At 54.2% G+C, this 16,376-nt stretch carries 18 protein-coding genes and 1 CRISPR repeat array; of the genes, 17 read left to right on the top strand and 1 reads right to left on the bottom strand.

The window, feature by feature from the left end; genetic code table 11:
* Positions 1 to 6: 6 nt before the first annotated feature.
* Genes casA through cas2e form a run of 7 tightly spaced genes read left to right on the top strand, consistent with a single transcriptional unit; the run spans position 7 to position 5,782 of the window.
* Positions 7 to 1,566 carry a type I-E CRISPR-associated protein Cse1/CasA gene (gene casA, locus J4645_RS11065; RefSeq protein ID WP_023214384.1) on the top strand — a complete coding sequence of 520 codons (1,560 nt, stop codon included), beginning with the start codon at positions 7 to 9 and terminating at the stop codon, positions 1,564 to 1,566.
* A complete protein-coding gene (gene casB, locus J4645_RS11060; protein ID WP_023214383.1) occupies positions 1,563 to 2,111 on the top strand; it encodes a type I-E CRISPR-associated protein Cse2/CasB in 549 nt (182 codons plus the stop codon). The genes casA and casB overlap by 4 nt, the downstream gene beginning before the upstream one ends.
* 13 nt (positions 2,112 to 2,124) lie before the next feature.
* Positions 2,125 to 3,183, top strand: a complete 1,059-nt coding sequence (gene cas7e / locus J4645_RS11055; protein WP_023214382.1) for a type I-E CRISPR-associated protein Cas7/Cse4/CasC — start codon at positions 2,125 to 2,127, stop codon at positions 3,181 to 3,183.
* A 10-nt stretch (positions 3,184 to 3,193) separates the two neighbouring features.
* On the top strand, positions 3,194 to 3,940 hold the full coding sequence (gene cas5e, locus J4645_RS11050) for a type I-E CRISPR-associated protein Cas5/CasD (protein ID WP_023214381.1): 747 nt from the start codon (positions 3,194 to 3,196) through the stop codon (positions 3,938 to 3,940).
* Positions 3,922 to 4,572, top strand: a complete 651-nt coding sequence (cas6e, locus tag J4645_RS11045; protein WP_000281480.1) for a type I-E CRISPR-associated protein Cas6/Cse3/CasE — start codon at positions 3,922 to 3,924, stop codon at positions 4,570 to 4,572. Before cas5e ends, cas6e begins: the two co-directional genes overlap by 19 nt.
* Positions 4,569 to 5,489, top strand: coding sequence for a type I-E CRISPR-associated endonuclease Cas1e (gene cas1e / locus J4645_RS11040; protein WP_000144832.1), 921 nt, complete (start codon positions 4,569 to 4,571; stop codon positions 5,487 to 5,489). Before cas6e ends, cas1e begins: the two co-directional genes overlap by 4 nt.
* The gene (gene cas2e / locus J4645_RS11035) at positions 5,489 to 5,782 is read left to right on the top strand and encodes a type I-E CRISPR-associated endoribonuclease Cas2e (protein ID WP_023202636.1); all 294 of its coding nucleotides are present in this window, start codon (positions 5,489 to 5,491) and stop codon (positions 5,780 to 5,782) included. The genes cas1e and cas2e overlap by 1 nt, the downstream gene beginning before the upstream one ends.
* Positions 5,783 to 5,878: 96 nt before the next feature.
* Positions 5,879 to 7,556: direct repeats of the CRISPR family, unit length 29 nt; unit sequence GTGTTCCCCGCGCCAGCGGGGATAAACCG.
* Between the two features lie 14 nt (positions 7,557 to 7,570).
* On the opposite strand, the gene J4645_RS11030 is transcribed toward cas2e, so the two are convergent.
* A complete protein-coding gene (locus J4645_RS11030) occupies positions 7,571 to 8,617 on the bottom strand; it encodes an aminopeptidase (protein ID WP_000490481.1) in 1,047 nt (348 codons plus the stop codon).
* A 250-nt stretch (positions 8,618 to 8,867) separates the two neighbouring features.
* Here J4645_RS11030 and cysD point away from each other — a divergent pair, with 250 nt between their 5' ends.
* The 10 genes from cysD to J4645_RS10980 all read left to right on the top strand — a co-directional run bounded on the left by cysD (position 8,868) and on the right by J4645_RS10980 (position 16,309).
* The gene (gene cysD, locus J4645_RS11025) at positions 8,868 to 9,776 is read left to right on the top strand and encodes a sulfate adenylyltransferase subunit CysD (protein WP_023214377.1); all 909 of its coding nucleotides are present in this window, start codon (positions 8,868 to 8,870) and stop codon (positions 9,774 to 9,776) included.
* 9 nt (positions 9,777 to 9,785) lie between these two features.
* Positions 9,786 to 11,225 carry a sulfate adenylyltransferase subunit CysN gene (cysN, locus tag J4645_RS11020; protein ID WP_023214376.1) on the top strand — a complete coding sequence of 480 codons (1,440 nt, stop codon included), beginning with the start codon at positions 9,786 to 9,788 and terminating at the stop codon, positions 11,223 to 11,225.
* On the top strand, positions 11,212 to 11,817 hold the full coding sequence (gene cysC, locus J4645_RS11015) for an adenylyl-sulfate kinase (protein WP_001173659.1): 606 nt from the start codon (positions 11,212 to 11,214) through the stop codon (positions 11,815 to 11,817). Before cysN ends, cysC begins: the two co-directional genes overlap by 14 nt.
* A gap of 50 nt (positions 11,818 to 11,867) precedes the next feature.
* A complete protein-coding gene (locus tag J4645_RS11010) occupies positions 11,868 to 12,191 on the top strand; it encodes a DUF3561 family protein (RefSeq protein WP_001537530.1) in 324 nt (107 codons plus the stop codon).
* A 190-nt stretch (positions 12,192 to 12,381) separates the two neighbouring features.
* Entirely contained in the window at positions 12,382 to 12,693 is a 312-nt protein-coding gene (ftsB, locus tag J4645_RS11005; protein WP_000517480.1) for a cell division protein FtsB, read from the top strand.
* An 18-nt stretch (positions 12,694 to 12,711) separates the two neighbouring features.
* Positions 12,712 to 13,422: a 2-C-methyl-D-erythritol 4-phosphate cytidylyltransferase gene (ispD, locus tag J4645_RS11000; RefSeq protein ID WP_000741649.1), complete on the top strand. Its 711-nt coding sequence runs from the start codon at positions 12,712 to 12,714 to the stop codon at positions 13,420 to 13,422.
* A complete protein-coding gene (gene ispF / locus J4645_RS10995) occupies positions 13,422 to 13,901 on the top strand; it encodes a 2-C-methyl-D-erythritol 2,4-cyclodiphosphate synthase (protein WP_001219244.1) in 480 nt (159 codons plus the stop codon). Before ispD ends, ispF begins: the two co-directional genes overlap by 1 nt.
* Positions 13,898 to 14,947 carry a tRNA pseudouridine(13) synthase TruD gene (gene truD / locus J4645_RS10990; RefSeq protein WP_023214375.1) on the top strand — a complete coding sequence of 350 codons (1,050 nt, stop codon included), beginning with the start codon at positions 13,898 to 13,900 and terminating at the stop codon, positions 14,945 to 14,947. The genes ispF and truD overlap by 4 nt, the downstream gene beginning before the upstream one ends.
* Positions 14,928 to 15,689 carry a 5'/3'-nucleotidase SurE gene (gene surE / locus J4645_RS10985; RefSeq protein WP_001221538.1) on the top strand — a complete coding sequence of 254 codons (762 nt, stop codon included), beginning with the start codon at positions 14,928 to 14,930 and terminating at the stop codon, positions 15,687 to 15,689. Before truD ends, surE begins: the two co-directional genes overlap by 20 nt.
* A complete protein-coding gene (locus J4645_RS10980; protein WP_000253542.1) occupies positions 15,683 to 16,309 on the top strand; it encodes a protein-L-isoaspartate(D-aspartate) O-methyltransferase in 627 nt (208 codons plus the stop codon). The genes surE and J4645_RS10980 overlap by 7 nt, the downstream gene beginning before the upstream one ends.
* Positions 16,310 to 16,376 lie beyond the last annotated feature (67 nt).

Below are 16,376 nucleotides of genomic sequence, written 5' to 3'. Positions count from 1 at the left end.
ACAGATATGGACAATTTTTCACTTTTAACAACGCCCTGGCTCCCCGTCCGTTTCAAAGACGGCTCGACGGGTAAGTTGGCCCCCGTCGATCTGGCGGATGAAAACGTGGTGGACATCGCCGCAACGCGAGCAGATTTGCAGGGAGCGGCCTGGCAGTTTCTGTTGGGATTGCTGCAATGCAGTATCGCGCCGAAAAGATACAAAAACTGGGAGGATATCTGGTTTGATGGATTGCATGCCGATGCGCTCCATAAGGCATTAGCACCGTTAGAACACGCTTTTCAGTTTGGCGCGGAAACGCCGTCTTTTATGCAGGATTTTGAAGAATTACCCGACAATAAAATAACTATAGCTTCGCTATTACCGGAAACACCAGGTATTCAAACTACTGAGTTAAATACAGATCATTTTATCAAACGTGGCGTAATGGAATGTTTTTGCCCGCATTGTGCCGCGTTGGCGTTGTTTTCTATGCAGCTTAACGCTCCTTCCGGCGGACAAGGCTACCGCACTGGGCTGCGCGGCGGCGGGCCACTGACTACATTGATTGAATTGCAGGAATATCAGGGAGAGCGGCAAACGCCGCTCTGGCGCAAGCTGTGGCTCAACGTGATGCCGCAGGATGCTGCGGATCTGCCTTTGCCTGTCGTCTATGATGCGGCTGTATTTCCCTGGCTTGCCGCAACACGTACCAGCGAGCCACCAGCTCATACTATTACAACAGATGAGCAGGTAAATAAATTACAAGCATACTGGGGGATGCCACGCCGTATCCGTCTGGATTTCGCGACAATACGTCAGGGAGTGTGCAATATCTGCGGTAATAATAGTGATGAGCTGCTAATCCAGATGTTGGTCAAGAATTATGGCGTTAATTATGACCGCTGGCGGCACCCATTAACACCACATCGCCTGCAAATAAAGAATAGTAAGGGATTTGAACCTGTTATAACCCAACCTGGTGGACTTCTTTGGCGAGATTGGCTGGGACTAAGTCAAGAAAACCCGACGGAAAAGAATACCGAATATCCGGCACAGGTGATCAAAGTGTTTAATGCCCGAGAGCTCAGGAATATCAAAGTAGGCTTGTGGGGATTTGGTGCCGATTTCAAAAAAATGAAAATCCGCTGTTGGTATGAGCACCACTTTCCGTTGCTGATGACGGAAGGTCTGATCCCTGATTTACGTAAAGCAATACAAACTGCTACCCGACTCCTCAGCCTGCTGCGCAGTGCGCTAAAAGAAGCGTGGTTCGCCAATGCGAAGGGCGCCCGCGGTGATTTCAGTTTTATCGACATTGATTTCTGGAACCTGACGCAGGGGCGCTTTCTCAATCTGATCCACGATCTGGAAAACGGCCACAAGCCGGACGAAAGGCTGAATAAATGGCAAAGAGAACTTTGGCTGTTTACCCGTCGTTACTTCGATGATCACGTCTTTACCAACCCCTACGAGAGCAGCGATCTGAAGCGCATCATGAAGGCGCGCAAAAAACATTTTACTTCATCGGCGGAAAAGCAAAGCGCGAAAGCCGTCAAAGCAAAGAAGCAGGAGGCTGCTGAATGAGTATTGTGCAAGAGGATCACAAAGCCACGCTGCGCAAATGGCATGAGGATTTGCAGGAGAAGCGGGGTGCATGGGCCAGCTTGCGGCGCAGTAAAACGGTGAATGAGGCCTGCTTGTCTGAGGGATTTCATTTGCTGTTAATGCAGACGCATTCGTTGTGGAAAAACAAGGCAGACTGGCATGTTACTGCATTGGCAATTACTGCGGTACTGGCTGCGCATATCAAATTTATTGATGAGCGACAGAGTTTTGCTACACAGCTTGGACAGAAGAAGAGTGGTGACAATCCGGTAATGTCAAAACTACGCTTCTCCCGCCTGTCTGCGGTGAAAACTCCCGACGAGCTATTACGCCATTTGCGTCGTGCAGTGCAGTTGCTTGATGGTTCGGTAAATCTAATTTCTCTGGCGGACGATATTTTCCGCTGGTGTCAGGAACAAGACGACTTGCTGAGCCACCATCGCCGCCAGCAGCGGCCAACCGAATTTCTCCGTATCCGCTGGGCGCTGGAATACTACCAGGCTGGCGATAACGAACAAGATTAACAGGGATATCTTTATGACAACGTTTATTCAGCTCCATTTATTAACCGCTTATCCTGCCGCCAACCTCAACCGTGACGATACCGGCGCGCCAAAAACCGTGGTGCTTGGCGGCGCGACGCGTCTGCGTATCTCCTCTCAGAGCCTGAAACGTGCCTGGCGTACCTCGGAACTGTTTGAGCAGGCGCTTGCCGGGAATATCGGTATTCGTAGCGGACGTATTGCGCGCGAAGCGGCGCAGATTCTCGTTGAAAGCGGCATTGACGCCAAAAAAGCGGTTGAGTACGTCAAGAACATCGCTAACTATTTTGGCAAGGTAAAGGCGGAAAAGAAACCCAAAGATGAGTTGACGAATGCTGAAACCGGGCAACTGGTGCATATCAGCCCAGCTGAGTTTGAGGCTGTGAAAGCGCTGGCGCACCGTCTGGCAGAAGAAAAACGCGCGCCAAAAGAGGAAGAGCTTGCACTGCTACGTAAAGATCGCATGGCCGTCGATATTGCCATGTTTGGCCGGATGTTAGCGGAGAAAACTGATTTTAACGTTGAAGCCGCCTGCCAGGTCGCCCACGCCTTCGGCGTCAGCGAAACGATCGTCGAAGACGATTTCTTTACTGCTGTGGATGACCTACGCCAGGCATCGGCAGAAGATGCAGGCGCAGGCCATCTCGGCGAAACCGGCTTTGGCTCCGCGCTGTTTTACACCTATATCTGCATCAACAAAGATCTGCTGGTGAAAAACCTGAACGACAATGAAGAACTGGCAAACAAAACGCTGCGCGCCTTTACTGAAGCGGCGCTGAAAGTGTCGCCGACCGGCAAACAGAACAGCTTTGCCAGCCGTGCCTATGCCTCGTGGGCGCTGGCCGAAAAAGGCACCGACCAACCACGTTCACTGGCGGCCGCGTTTTATGAACCGATCAACGGTACAGACCAATTGAACGTTGCGGTTAAGCGTATTACATCGCTGCATAAGAATATGAATAAGGTTTATGGCCAGCGGACTGATACCGCCAGTTTCGACGTGATGAATCAGCAGGGAAGCATGAAAGACGTGCTTGACTTCATCTGCGCGTAAGGGGCGGCTTATGAGCCAATATCTGGTTTTTCAGCTTCACGGGCCGATGGCCTCCTGGGGCGTGGATGCGCCAGGCGAAGTGCGCCACAGCCATGAGCTACCCTCGCGCTCGGCGCTGTTGGGGTTATTAGCTGCGGCGCTGGGAATTCGCCGCGATGAGGAGGAACGGCTAAACGCCTTCAATCGTCATTACCAATTTTTGCTGTGCGCCAGTGGCAACCCGCGCTGGGCGCGGGATTATCACACGGTGCAGATGCCGAAAGAGGTACGTAAGGCACGTTACTTCAGCCGCCGTGAAGAGTTGCAGGATCCTGAATTATTGAGCGCGCTGATTTCCCGACGCGACTACTACACCGACGCTTGGTGGATGATTGCTGTCAGCGCGACGCCGGACGCGCCTTACACGTTGGCGCAGCTTCAGGCGGCGTTACAACATCCTGTGTTCCCGCTGTATCTGGGGCGCAAAAGTCACCCTCTGGCGTTGCCGCTTGCGCCGCAACTGCTGGAAGGACGCGCGCCGGATGCCCTGCGCGAAGCGTATCGTCAGTACCAGGATAAATTTAATGCGCTGAGACTACCTCTTCCCAAGCTACAGAACGAATGCTGGTGGGAAGGTGAACACGATGGCTTAACGGCGAACAAAATTTTACGTCGTCGCGACATGCCATTGAGCCGCCAGCAATGGCTGTTCGGTGAACGTAGCGTGAATCAGGGGCCGTGGCTCAGCAAGGAGGACGCGTGTATCTCTCAAGAATAACGCTGCACACCAGCGAGCTTTCGCCAGCACAACTCTTGCATCTGGTGGAGCGCGGTGAGTACGTGATGCACCAGTGGTTATGGGATCTCTTTCCCGGCGGCAAGGAACGGCAGTTTCTGTATCGCCGCGAAGAGTTACAGGGCGCGTTTCGCTTTTTTGTCCTCTCGCAGGAACAGCCTGCCGCCAGCGCGATTTTTGACGTGCAGACTCGCCCGTTTGCGCCAACGCTGAGCGCGGGGCAGACGCTGCGGTTTAACCTGCGCGCCAATCCGACAATTTGCAAAAACGGTAAGCGTCACGATTTGCTGATGGAGGCGAAACGCCAGCGTAAAACGCAGGGCGATAGCCAGGATATTTGGTCTTATCAGCAGCAGGCGGCGTTGGAATGGCTGGTGCGCCAGGGGGAGCAAAATGGCTTTACCCTACGCGAGGCGAGCGTTGATGCTTACCGGCAGCAGCAGATACGTCGAGAGAAATCCCGGCAGATGATTCAGTTTAGCAGCGTGGACTATACCGGCGTGCTGGTGATTAACGATCCCGCGCTTTTCCTGCAACGTCTGGCGCAGGGGTACGGTAAAAGCCGGGCGTTTGGCTGCGGAATGATGATGATCAAACCCGGAGAGGACGCGTGACGTTCGTACCGCTCAACCCGATCCCGTTAAAAGATCGAACCTCGATGATCTTCCTCCAGTACGGTCAGATCGACGTGCTGGATGGGGCATTCGTGCTGATCGATAAAACAGGAATCCGCACGCATATTCCTGTTGGTTCGGTTGCCTGCATCATGCTGGAACCGGGAACACGGGTTTCCCATGCGGCTGTGCGTCTGGCATCGACGGTAGGAACGCTGCTGGTATGGGTGGGCGAGGCGGGAGTGCGGGTCTATTCCTCCGGACAACCCGGCGGCGCACGAGCCGATAAGTTGCTTTATCAGGCAAAGCTGGCGTTAGATGACGATCTGCGGCTGAAGGTGGTGCGCAAAATGTATGAACTGCGTTTTCGCGAACCGCCGCCCGCCCGTCGCTCCGTTGAGCAACTGCGCGGTATTGAAGGTTCTCGCGTGCGGGCGACCTACGCATTACTGGCGAAGCAATACGGCGTGAAGTGGCATGGTCGTAACTATGATCCGAAAGACTGGGAGAAGGGGGATGTCGTCAACCGATGTATTAGCGCGGCAACATCGTGCCTGTACGGGATTTCAGAAGCGGCTATCCTGGCGGCGGGATATGCGCCGGCTATCGGTTTTATCCATAGCGGTAAGCCGCTTTCTTTTGTTTATGACATTGCCGATATCATCAAATTTGAATCGGTGGTGCCCAAAGCATTTGAGATCGCTGCTCGTCACCCGGCGGAACCAGATAAAGAAGTGCGCCTGGCCTGCCGTGATATTTTTCGTAGTTCGAAGCTGACCGGAAAATTGATCCCACTGATCGAAGAGGTACTCGCTGCCGGTGAAATTGAACCGCCTCAGCCTGCGCCGGATATGCTGCCGCCAGCAATACCGGAACCTGAATCACTGGGTGATAGCGGCCATCGGGGGCATGGTTGATGAGTATGGTGGTTGTGGTCACGGAAAACGTACCGCCGCGCCTGCGGGGTCGCCTTGCCGTCTGGTTACTGGAGATTCGGGCCGGTGTTTATGTTGGCGATACCTCGAAGCGTATTCGGGAAATGATTTGGCAACAGATCACACAGCTTGGCGGTTGCGGGAATGCCGTCATGGCCTGGGCGACCAACACGGAGTCGGGATTTGAGTTCCAGACATGGGGTGAAAACCGACGTATTCCGGTAGATTTGGATGGACTGCGTTTGGTTTCTTTTCTTCCTGTTGAAAATCAATAAGTTGAATGTTCTTTAATAATAAGGAATTGTTATCTTACCGTTGGTAGTTTGTTAGGTAGTAAAAAAGGGCTTTTAGAACAAATATATAGTTTTAGTGTGTTCCCCGCGCCAGCGGGGATAAACCGGGACTGACGGATAAATCATATATTGAAACGGGGTGTTCCCCGCGCCAGCGGGGATAAACCGGTGGTGTCCGGTCTGTCGTTCACCCCCGCAGTGTGTTCCCCGCGCCAGCGGGGATAAACCGAGCTGGAAGCCGCAGAGAAGCGCATAGCAGAAGTGTTCCCCGCGCCAGCGGGGATAAACCGGCATCCGCTAGCCTCACGTAAGTTAAAGTTAAGTGTTCCCCGCGCCAGCGGGGATAAACCGGCGCGTAACGCCACGCTATCAGTCTGGAACATGTGTTCCCCGCGCCAGCGGGGATAAACCGGGATCGGCATGGTTATTCATTTTCACGGCTTGCGTGTTCCCCGCGCCAGCGGGGATAAACCGCCCGATATACAGAATTATCGGGCATCCATGAGGTGTTCCCCGCGCCAGCGGGGATAAACCATCCCAAACAGTGTCGCCGTAACGCTCGGTGACGTGTTCCCCGCGCCAGCGGGGATAAACCGGCGCTGAAGAATTACTGGTTGGCGATACGGTGGTGTTCCCCGCGCCAGCGGGGATAAACCGGCGCTGAAGAATTACTGGTTGGCGATACGGTGGTGTTCCCCGCGCCAGCGGGGATAAACCGCGTTAACTAAAACGTACAAAACAGGGAAATAAGTGTTCCCCGCGCCAGCGGGGATAAACCGGTGGCTTGACGTGACACAGGGGCTGCCGTGGTGTGTTCCCCGCGCCAGCGGGGATAAACCGAGTTTCCCAATCTTTCGCCACGCTGGGAAATCGTGTTCCCCGCGCCAGCGGGGATAAACCGGAATTTTTACGGGTGATATTTTTTCTCATTGTGTGTTCCCCGCGCCAGCGGGGATAAACCGGCCAGGCCGGGATCGGTGGGGTTATCGACGAGGTGTTCCCCGCGCCAGCGGGGATAAACCCACGGCATCATCAACCGAGACAAGCCCCAACTCGTGTTCCCCGCGCCAGCGGGGATAAACCGACCGAGAACGTTCTACCTTTGATTACCTTCCCGTGTTCCCCGCGCCAGCGGGGATAAACCGGACGCGTTAACTGGCCTGCGTGATGCTATCGAGTGTTCCCCGCGCCAGCGGGGATAAACCGAATTATTTATCAGTCCCATAGTTGTGTCTCTTGTGTTCCCCGCGCCAGCGGGGATAAACCGCACTCCGCGCCGCTGGCATCCATGTTATCGAAGTGTTCCCCGCGCCAGCGGGGATAAACCGAAAATTATCGAGGATGAATTTAAAACAGGTGCGTGTTCCCCGCGCCAGCGGGGATAAACCGATTTGCCCCTCATCTTTCGCCCTTAAGCCGGGGTGTTCCCCGCGCCAGCGGGGATAAACCGGTACGGAAATTGTAAGCCCCTGGATTCACAGTGTGTTCCCCGCGCCAGCGGGGATAAACCGCTCCAGCAGTTGGGCATCAACAGGAGAAACGGGTGTTCCCCGCGCCAGCGGGGATAAACCGGCAGCGCCGGTGTGGCACTTGCATGAATCGTTGTGTTCCCCGCGCCAGCGGGGATAAACCGGCCGATATGGCTAAAACGGCGCTTGAGAACAGGTGTTCCCCGCGCCAGCGGGGATAAACCGAGGGGCGTTCCGCAGTCGACAAGGGCTGAAAAATAATTCCCCGCGTCAGCGGGGATAAACACGTTTCACCAGCATATCAGGACGTTTTTTCCGCCTTCGCCAGCTCTTTTACCAACGGCAGCATTATCCGCACTACATCGCGGCTACGGCGCTCAATTCGCCCAGGCAGCGCCTTGTCAATATGCTGTTGATTATCAAGCCGTACGTCGTGCCAGCTATTGCCGTTCGGGAAGGATGCATTTTTCACGCGTTGCTGGTATCCGTCTTTTTTACCCAGATTCCAGTTCGTCGCCTCAACAGAAAGCACCGATATTCCCGCTTTATCGAAAACTTCCGCATCATTACAGCAACCCGTTCCTTTGGGGTAGGATGGATTGCGTCCCGGATTGGTGTTGGCGGCGATACCATAACGGCGCGCAATCGCTAATGCCCGATCGCGGGTCAGCGTACGCACCGCTTCCGGCGTATTTTTCCCGCTATTAAAATAGAGTTTGTCGCCAACAATCAGGTTATCGAGATTAATGACCAGCAGTGTATTTTTCTTCTCAGCGTCACTCATTCGTTTGAGTAAATTTTCCGCGCCTAGCTTTCCCTCTTCTTCCCCGCTGGTGGCGATAAAACGAATCCCGTAATGGGTCGGTATATCTTTCAGACGCGCCGCCAGTTCCAGCATAACGCCTAATCCCGCGGCATTATCATCCATTCCCTGTAACGTTAAACCGCCCAGATTGGCATCGACATCAGCGTCGCTCTGCGGAGCGTACGTATCCAGATGCGCCATAATGATGATCTGTTGCGGCACGCGCCCTTCATGGGCGGCGATGACCGTACTGCCCGTCACGTTATGCCAGTTTTTGCGATTATCCTTCGTGGTATAAATAAATCGGCTATTAAACGTTCGAATATCGCTTTGGTATCCCATCTGGGTAAATTGTTGGCGTAAATAATCGGCAGACAACATCTCGGCGGGGGAGCCCGTCATTCTCCCGGGAAAAAAGGTGGCGATATGTCGTGCCTGAGTATTCGCTATTTCACCAGGCCCTGGTGATGCTGCTTGTGCAGGAAGGATAAAGCCTACGCCGAGCGCCAGAATGACGGCAAAGCGGCGCGTTGCGGAAAACATAATGAGTCCTTAAATACAGAACAAAATTTTACGTGGCTAGTATGAAACCGCGATCGTGTTAATACAATTTCATTTGCTCCTAAATGCTGGCAATCCGGTACGTTAAGCATTTTTTGATATTGGTTTTTGGGCCGCGTTATTCCTTTGAGGAACTACTCATTCCAATTCGTCATTTCATTCACTCTCCTGCGCTCCCTATAGTCGTGTAATCGAAATGTTTAGCAAAAAACGGTATTGCAAAGGAACGGTTATGGAGCAAAAACGACTCACCCACCTGCGGCAACTGGAGGCGGAAAGTATCCACATTATCCGTGAAGTGGCAGCGGAATTCGCTAATCCGGTCATGCTGTACTCCATTGGTAAAGACTCCAGCGTCATGCTGCATCTGGCGCGTAAGGCGTTTTATCCGGGGACGTTGCCGTTCCCGCTATTGCACGTTGATACCGGTTGGAAATTCCGTGAGATGTACGCCTTTCGCGATCGTACCGCCAACGCATACGGCTGCGAATTGCTGGTACATAAAAATCCGGAAGGCGTGGCGATGGGCATCAATCCGTTCGTTCACGGTAGCGCTAAACACACTGACATTATGAAAACCGAAGGGTTAAAGCAGGCGCTGAATAAGTACGGTTTTGATGCCGCGTTCGGCGGCGCACGGCGCGATGAGGAAAAATCCCGCGCGAAAGAACGTATTTACTCCTTTCGTGACCGTTTCCATCGCTGGGACCCGAAAAATCAGCGGCCAGAGTTGTGGCGTAACTATAACGGTCAGATTAATAAAGGCGAAAGTATACGCGTCTTCCCGCTCTCCAACTGGACAGAGCAGGATATCTGGCAATACATCTGGCTGGAAAACATCGACATCGTGCCGCTGTATTTGGCTGCTGAACGCCCGGTTCTGGAACGTGACGGCATGTTGATGATGGTGGATGACGATCGTATCGATCTCCAGCCTGGCGAAGTCATCAAAAAAAGGATGGTGCGCTTCCGTACACTTGGCTGTTGGCCGCTCACCGGGGCGGTGGAATCCCACGCGCAAACGCTGCCGGAAATTATCGAAGAGATGCTGGTTTCTACCACCAGCGAGCGCCAGGGGAGGTTGATTGACCGCGATCAGGCGGGGTCGATGGAGCTTAAAAAACGTCAGGGGTATTTCTAAGGAGTCGCCATGAACACCATACTTGCACAACAAATCGCCAATGAAGGCGGCGTCGAAGCCTGGATGATTGCCCAACAACACAAAAGCCTGTTGCGTTTTTTAACCTGTGGCAGCGTTGATGACGGTAAAAGTACGCTGATAGGTCGTTTACTGCACGATACCCTGCAAATTTATGAAGATCAGCTCTCTTCTCTGCATAATGACAGTAAACGTCATGGCACACAGGGAGAAAAACTCGATCTGGCGCTGCTGGTGGATGGGCTGCAGGCCGAGCGTGAGCAGGGCATTACTATTGACGTCGCGTACCGCTATTTCTCCACGGAAAAACGAAAATTTATTATCGCCGACACGCCGGGCCATGAACAATATACCCGTAATATGGCGACCGGGGCGTCCACCTGCGATCTGGCGATCCTACTGATCGACGCGCGTAAAGGCGTGCTGGATCAGACGCGTCGCCATAGCTTTATCTCCACTCTGTTGGGGATCAAACACCTGGTGGTGGCAATCAACAAAATGGATCTCGTTGACTACCGCGAAGAGACCTTCGCCCGTATTCGTGAAGATTACCTGACCTTTGCTGAACAGTTGCCGGGCGATCTGGATATTCGCTTTGTCCCGCTTTCGGCGCTGGAAGGGGATAATGTCGCCGCGCAGAGCGCGAATATGCGCTGGTACAGCGGTCCGACGCTGCTGGAAGTCCTGGAAACGGTAGACATACAGCGTGCGGTAGACCGTCAGCCGATGCGCTTTCCGGTACAATACGTCAATCGCCCGAACCTTGATTTTCGGGGGTATGCCGGCACTCTGGCGTCTGGTAGCGTCAAAGTCGGAGAGCGCATTAAAGTGCTGCCGTCTGGCGTGGAATCCAGCGTGGCGCGTATCGTCACTTTTGATGGCGACAAAGAAGAAGCCTGTGCGGGCGAAGCCATTACCCTGGTACTCAACGACGACATTGATATTAGCCGCGGCGATCTGCTGCTGGCGGCAAACGAGACGCTGGCACCTGCGCGGCACGCCGCGATCGACGTGGTATGGATGGCGGAACAGCCGCTGGCGCCGGGCCAAAGCTACGACGTTAAACTCGCGGGCAAGAAAACCCGCGCGCGTATCGAGGCTATTCGCTATCAGATTGATATCAACAATCTGACCCAACGAGACGTCGAGAGTCTGCCGTTAAACGGTATTGGTCTGGTAGAGATGACATTCGATGAGCCGCTCGCGCTGGATATTTATCAGCAAAATCCGGTGACGGGCGGGCTGATTTTTATCGACCGACTTTCTAACGTCACCGTGGGCGCTGGCATGGTGCGGGAACTGAACGAACGCGGAGCGACGCCGCCCGTGGAATACAGTGCGTTTGAGCTGGAGCTGAATGCGCTGGTACGCCGTCATTTTCCGCACTGGGACGCCCGCGATTTGCTGGGAGATAAACATGGCGCTGCATGATGAGAACGTGGTCTGGCACTCTCATCCCGTTACTGTCGCCGCTCGTGAACAGCTCCACGGCCACCGTGGCGTGGTGCTGTGGTTTACCGGACTCTCCGGTTCGGGAAAATCAACGGTGGCCGGCGCGCTGGAAGAGGCGTTACATCATCGTGGCGTCAGTACCTACCTGTTGGATGGCGATAATGTGCGCCACGGTTTGTGCCGTGATTTAGGTTTTAGCGATGCCGATCGCCAGGAGAATATCCGGCGGGTAGGCGAAGTGGCCAGTCTGATGGCGGACGCCGGCCTGATTGTTTTGACGGCATTTATTTCTCCGCACCGCGCCGAGCGGCAACTGGTAAAAGAGCGCGTCGGCCACGATCGTTTTATCGAGATTTATGTCAATACGCCGCTGGCTATCTGTGAACAGCGCGATCCTAAAGGATTGTATAAAAAAGCGCGCGCGGGCGAGTTGCGTAACTTTACCGGTATCGACGCCATTTACGAAGCGCCTGACTCGCCCCAGGTTCATCTTAATGGTGAACAATTAGTAACAAATTTGGTTTCCCAATTATTAGACCTGCTGAGACGGCGCGATATTATCAGATCCTGAGACACCACCGGGCTTGTATGCCCGGTATGGTCAAGGTTACAGGATTTAATATGCGTAATAGCCATAACATTACTTTCACAAGGTCAGACGCCTTCATGGTCGACGATGACGCCACCAGTGCATTTCCGGGGGCGGTGGTCGGCTTTGTGTCATGGCTGCTGGCGTTGGGGATCCCTTTTCTGCTTTATGGCCCTAACACGCTGTTTTTTTTCCTCTATACCTGGCCCTTTTTCCTCGCGTTAATGCCGGTATCGGTGATTATCGGTATTGCGTTGCATCTGCTGGTAAAGGGCAAAATACTTTTTAGCATCATGTTTACTCTACTGGCCGTAGGCGCGCTGTTCGGCGCGTTATTTATATGGCTATTAGGGTAGACGGGTTATCACTGCGCCTCCGGTCATAATTCAAACCGTAACCAACAATGAGATTATGTTCTCCTTACTCGGGTATACGTAACATCCGGCAAATGTGGTACATTTGCCGGCGTTGTCGCGGCAATCCCGTCCTGAATGTGGAGTCACAGAGGACGTTATGGGATGATGATGCCGTTTTTCAGGGGGCAGGATGGGTAAACTAACGCTGCTGTTGCTGGCTTTACTGGTCTGGCTACAGTACTCGCTGTGGTTCGGTAAGAATGGCATACATGACTATAGCCGCGTCAACGATGATGTGGTCGCGCAGCAGGCGACAAACGCCAAACTTAAAGCGCGTAACGATCAGCTTTTTGCCGAAATTGACGATCTCAATGGCGGCCAGGAAGCGATTGAGGAGCGCGCGCGCAACGAACTTAGCATGACCAAACCGGGCGAAACCTTCTATCGTCTGGTGCCTGACGCCTCAAAACGCGCGGCAACGGCGGGGCAAACTCATCGATAAACCATCCAGGGATTTAACATGGCAGCCACTTTATTGGACGTTTGCGCCGTGGTGCCGGCTGCCGGATTTGGCCGCCGAATGCAAACAGAATGTCCTAAGCAGTATCTCTCAATCGGTAATAAAACCATTCTGGAGCACTCAGTTCATGCGCTGCTGGCGCATCCTCGGGTGACACGCGTTGTTATTGCTATCAGCCCTGGCGATCATCGCTTTGCCCAACTTCCGTTGGCGAATCACCCGCAAATCACCGTTGTGGATGGCGGCAACGAACGCGCTGATTCCGTTTTGGCCGGGTTGCAGGCCGTTGCAAAGGCGCAGTGGGTGCTGGTGCACGACGCGGCAAGACCCTGTTTGCATCAGGATGACCTTGCGCGGTTGCTGGCTATCAGCGAAAACAGCCGGGTCGGCGGTATCCTCGCCAGTCCGGTGCGCGACACCATGAAACGCGGCGAACCGGGGAAAAACGCTATTGCCCATACCGTAGAGCGCGCCGATTTATGGCACGCGCTCACCCCGCAGTTTTTCCCCCGCGAACTCTTGCATGATTGTCTGACGCGTGCGCTGAATGAAGGCGCGACCATCACCGACGAAGCGTCAGCGCTGGAGTATTGTGGTTTTCATCCGGCGCTGGTAGAAGGTCGCGCGGATAACATCAAGGTCACCCGTCCGGAAGATCTGGCGCTGGCGGAATTTTATCTGACCCGAACCATCCACCAGGAGAAAGCATAATGCGAATTGGACACGGTTTTGACGTACACGCGTTTGGCGGAGAAGGGCCGATTATTATTGGCGGCGTGCGTATCCCTTATGAAAAAGGGCTATTGGCACATTCCGATGGCGATGTGGCGTTACATGCGCTGACCGATGCGCTGCTGGGCGCGGCGGCGCTTGGCGATATCGGCAAGCTCTTCCCGGATACCGATCCGGCATTTAAGGGAGCGGATAGCCGCGAACTACTGCGTGAAGCCTGGCGTCGTATTCAGGCGAAGGGGTACACCCTCGGCAACGTGGATGTCACCATTATTGCGCAGGCGCCGAAAATGCTGCCGCATATTCCGCAAATGCGCGTCTTTATCGCCGAAGATCTCGGCTGCCATATGGATGACGTTAACGTGAAGGCGACGACGACGGAAAAGCTCGGATTTACCGGACGCGGAGAAGGCATTGCCTGCGAAGCGGTCGCGTTGCTGATGAAGGCGGCGAAATGACAGAGTTTTACAATCTCACCTGGCTGCACGGAAAACCACAAGGTAGCGGATTGCTGAAAGCGAATCCGGAAGATTTTGTGGTGGTTGAAGATTTAGGCTTTACGCCGGATGGTGAAGGCGAGCACATTCTGCTGCGTATTTTGAAAAACGGTTGCAATACCCGTTTTGTCGCTGACGCGCTGGCGAAATTCCTGAAAATTCACGCTCGCGAAGTGAGCTTTGCCGGGCAAAAAGATAAACACGCCGTTACCGAGCAGTGGCTGTGTGCGCGCGTGCCGGGGAAAGAGATGCCCGATTTCAGCGCCTTTCAGCTGGAAGGTTGTAAAGTGCTGGAATACGCGCGTCACAAGCGTAAGCTGCGTTTAGGCGCGCTGAAAGGCAATGCTTTTACGCTGGTGTTGCGTGAAATAAGCGATCGCCGCGATGTCGAAACACGATTGCAGGCGATTCGCGATGGCGGCGTGCCGAACTATTTTGGCGCACAACGATTCGGCATTGGCGGCAGCAACGTGCAGGGCGCGCTGCGCTGGGCGCAAAGTAACGCGCCGGTGCGCGATCGCAATAAACGCAGTTTTTGGTTGTCGGCGGCACGTAGCGCGTTGTTTAATCAAATTGTTCACCAGCGGCTGAAGAAACCAGACTTTAATCAAGTTGTTGACGGCGATGCGCTACAATTAGCGGGGCGTGGAAGCTGGTTCGTCGCGACATCTGAAGAACTGCCTGAATTGCAGCGCCGGGTAGACGAAAAAGAGCTGATGATTACAGCATCGTTGCCGGGCAGCGGAGAGTGGGGAACACAGCGTGCGGCGCTGGCGTTTGAGCAAGATGCCATTGCCCAGGAAACGGTGTTGCAATCGCTGTTGCTGCGCGAAAAAGTAGAGGCGTCGCGCAGAGCGATGCTGCTTTATCCGCAACAATTAAGCTGGAACTGGTGGGATGACGTTACCGTCGAGTTACGTTTCTGGCTGCCCGCAGGCAGTTTTGCCACCAGCGTAGTAAGGGAACTGATCAACACAATGGGTGATTATGCGCATATTGCTGAGTAACGATGACGGGGTTCACGCGCCCGGTATACAAACGCTGGCGAAAGCGCTGCGTGAGTTTGCTGATGTACAGGTCGTAGCCCCGGATCGTAACCGCAGCGGCGCGTCTAATTCCCTCACGCTGGAATCTTCGCTTCGTACTTTTACCTTTGATAATGGCGATATCGCCGTACAGATGGGGACGCCGACCGATTGCGTCTATCTGGGCGTTAATGCCTTAATGCGTCCGCGTCCGGATATTGTCGTTTCCGGTATTAACGCGGGTCCGAATCTGGGCGATGATGTGATCTATTCCGGTACAGTCGCCGCGGCGATGGAAGGTCGTCATCTCGGCTTTCCGGCATTAGCGGTCTCCCTTAACGGCTATCAGCATTATGATACGGCTGCAGCCGTGACTTGCGCGCTTTTGCGAGGGTTAAGCCGGGAGCCGTTGCGTACTGGGCGTATTCTCAACGTGAATGTCCCGGATCTACCGTTAGCGCAGGTTAAAGGCATCCGCGTGACTCGCTGTGGTAGCCGTCATCCAGCGGATAAAGTAATCCCGCAGGAAGATCCGCGCGGTAATACATTGTACTGGATTGGCCCGCCGGGCGATAAATACGATGCCGGGCCGGATACCGATTTCGCGGCGGTGGATGAAGGCTACGTCTCCGTCACGCCGTTGCATGTGGATTTAACCGCGCACAGCGCGCATGATGTGGTTTCAGACTGGTTAGACAGCGTGGGAGTTGGCACGCAATGGTAAGTGGACGTGTACAGGCTCTTCTTGAACAATTGCGCGCGCAGGGCATCAGAGATGAGCTGGTGCTTAATGCGCTTGCCGCAGTGCCGCGCGAGAAATTTATTGATGAAGCGTTTGAACATAAGGCCTGGGAAAATATCGCTTTGCCGATAGGCCAGGGTCAGACGATTTCGCAGCCCTATATGGTGGCGCGAATGACGGAACTGCTCGAACTGACGCCGCAGTCCAGGGTGCTGGAAATTGGCACCGGTTCCGGCTATCAGACGGCGATTCTGGCGCATCTGGTGCATCACGTTTGCTCCGTTGAGCGGATTAAGGGGCTGCAATGGCAGGCGCGCCGCCGCCTGAAGCAGCTCGATTTACATAATGTTTCTACCCGTCATGGCGATGGCTGGCAAGGCTGGCAGGCGCGTGCGCCGTTTGACGCTATCATTGTGACGGCCGCGCCGCCGGAAATTCCTACCGCGCTCATGGCACAGTTGGATGAAGGCGGCATTCTTGTTCTGCCCGTGGGCGATGAGCAGCAGTTTTTGAAACGCGTGCGTCGCCGGGGCGGCGAATTTATTATCGATACCGTGGAGGCCGTTCGCTTCGTCCCGTTAGTCAAGGGAGAGCTGGCCTAGTTTGCCCTGCAAACACCCACTATTACGCCTGATGAAGCCGAAACGAATACCTGGAGTTTTCCTGGTT

Source organism: Salmonella sp. 32082101201600294FB01SM01, assembly GCF_017572865.1.
In the GTDB taxonomy this organism is placed as follows: domain Bacteria; phylum Pseudomonadota; class Gammaproteobacteria; order Enterobacterales; family Enterobacteriaceae; genus Salmonella; species Salmonella enterica.
This window is presented reverse-complemented; position numbering and strand designations above follow the sequence as displayed.